Genomic DNA, 2,045 nt, shown 5'->3' on the forward strand with positions numbered 1-2,045 from the left:
GGACAGCTTTGGCTTAACAGGAAGACAAGGCTTTACCGGCCATGAAATGCTGGATAATGTCGGCCTAATCCACATGAATGGGCGTGTGTATGACCCTGAGTTGGGGCGGTTTGTGAGTGCGGATCCTAAAGTTCCTGATCCGTTTAACTCACAAGCATTTAACCGTTATACTTATGTGTATAATAACCCACTGAGTTTTACCGACCCTGATGGGTTTTCACCTAAATCTGGTGATGATTCAAGCTCGTCAGATTTTGGATTTGGTTGGGGTGACCTTGCTTCTTTCGCTGTTGGTTTTACGCCAGCAGGTATCGCGGCGGATGTCTATGGAGCCGTGACTGGTGAAGATCTCTTTACGGGAGAAAAGCTGACACCTTGGGAAAGGGCAACGAATGTAATACCTGGTGCAAGTGAAGCAAGAAAAATAGGTAAAGCGGCCAAGGCGGTACAAGAAGCGGCAGAAAAGCTGGCAAAAAAAGAAGCGGATGCGAAAAAGGCGCCTGGGCCTAAGGGTAAAGAGAGTGGAAATGGAAAGGATTCTAAAGATCCTAAAGATACAAAGAGATCAGCCGATGGCCGATTGAGGAATGCTGACGGAACATTTGCCTATGACAGCGGCCCCAAAAATCGTTCTTTAAACTCTTCTCATGGGAATACCAAAACTCCGGATACTGAAGCCACTTTATACGGAAAGTTTGATGCGAACGGTAATTTCGAGAAGTGGGGTATTTCAAAAGACGCCTCCACTAGGTATACCCCTAAAGAATTGGCTGGAGGAAGAATTAAAGAATATCGCCGTGGCCCTAGGGATAAAATGCTTGATAGAGAAAGGCGCCTGGTTGAAAGATTCCCCGGACCTAAAAATAATGAGCCTTGGGCTGGTTCAAAGCAACCTAAATAAAAGGAAATACAGTTATGATGATTCAAGTTAGTGGTCAATATGGTGACCCAAGGGCTGATGACCTATTTTGGCCCATTCAGAAAATGCTTAATGATTTTTTTAAGGAAGATATCTTGGGCGCTTACTTTAAAACGATAGTGATGTTTTCCATAGTATTTCGAGTATCTGGGAAAGTTCGTGATTTCGGTTCTGAAGGACCAGAACGAATGAAGTACCTTAAGAAAGATGCTGAAATTACCATTGACTTAGTTTTCCCAGAACACTCTTGGCGTGGTGAAGCTCAAAATGACTTGAAACAATGTGTCGCAAACGGAGTTAGAGAGTGTCTGAGCTTAATGCTTACGAAAGCGCAGTCAATCGGAGAGGTAGAAGATGCTGAAGGATTCAAGTGTGACGTAGAGAAGGTGGTTTCAGGTTTTCTCGATAAATAAATACTATATAGGACACCCTATCTAATTTGCGGTGGTATAAGGCCAGCTTTACCAGAAGAACTTCCAAAGTAATGAAAATTATATGAACACATTAGAAAAATTAATGAACTGGTATGCCTCTAATTGTGATGGCGATTGGGAGCATAGTTTTGGAGTAAAAATAGATACTTTGGATAATCCCGGATGGACTATTCAAGTTGATATTGCTGAGACAGAACTCTCAGGCAAACGCTTTGACGAAATGGATATTCAGAGAAGTGAGACTAATTGGATTTACTGCACCGTTTCTGATGGTGTATTCAAAGGAGCAGGTGGCACTTCCAACTTGGAGGAGCTCATTAAAGTCTTTTTAACTTGGGCAGAAATTTCTTAAATTTTAATTAGCCCCGTGAATGCGAGGCTACTTATTTACGCCACAGTAAAAACCAACTTCTTGTCATACACCTCAATGGTGTAAGGTGCCTCAATCTCAAACCCAGCTTGCACAAGCCAAAATCCCTGTAAATAACAATTTAAATCGGACATATATGGACGCTCCCGTGCCGTCAAGGCACTAGTTACCCAAACCACTTTTTAATTCTGAATATCGGGTACTAATAGGACGGGTACTAATAGGACACCCTAAACAATTTGATGATGGTTTTGGTAATCTCGCGCAAAAGGCGGTTGAGTTTGGCGATGGCCAAACCGCAGAGATGAACTGGCACTATGTG

The 2,045-nt window shown here is 42.8% G+C and carries 4 protein-coding genes; 3 read left to right on the top strand and 1 reads right to left on the bottom strand.

Going from position 1 to position 2,045, the window contains the following annotated elements:
• From TW85_RS26300 to TW85_RS25170, 3 genes are all read left to right on the top strand, one after another.
• Positions 1–901 (top strand): RHS repeat-associated core domain-containing protein (locus TW85_RS26300; RefSeq protein WP_046019887.1); only part of this gene is annotated, 901 nt, incomplete at its 5' end.
• Positions 902–915: 14 nt separating this feature from the next.
• The gene (locus tag TW85_RS25165) at positions 916–1,332 is read left to right on the top strand and encodes a hypothetical protein (RefSeq protein WP_052702417.1); all 417 of its coding nucleotides are present in this window, start codon (positions 916–918) and stop codon (positions 1,330–1,332) included.
• A gap of 103 nt (positions 1,333–1,435) precedes the next feature.
• The gene (locus tag TW85_RS25170) at positions 1,436–1,705 is read left to right on the top strand and encodes an immunity 53 family protein (RefSeq protein WP_202904909.1); all 270 of its coding nucleotides are present in this window, start codon (positions 1,436–1,438) and stop codon (positions 1,703–1,705) included.
• 35 nt (positions 1,706–1,740) lie between these two features.
• On the opposite strand, the gene TW85_RS26095 is transcribed toward TW85_RS25170, so the two are convergent.
• On the bottom strand, positions 1,741–1,857 hold the full coding sequence (locus TW85_RS26095; RefSeq protein ID WP_084616499.1) for a SymE family type I addiction module toxin: 117 nt from the start codon (positions 1,855–1,857) through the stop codon (positions 1,741–1,743).
• Positions 1,858–2,045 lie beyond the last annotated feature (188 nt).

It is taken from the genome of Marinomonas sp. S3726, assembly GCF_000967665.1.
Lineage (GTDB): Bacteria > Pseudomonadota > Gammaproteobacteria > Pseudomonadales > Marinomonadaceae > Marinomonas.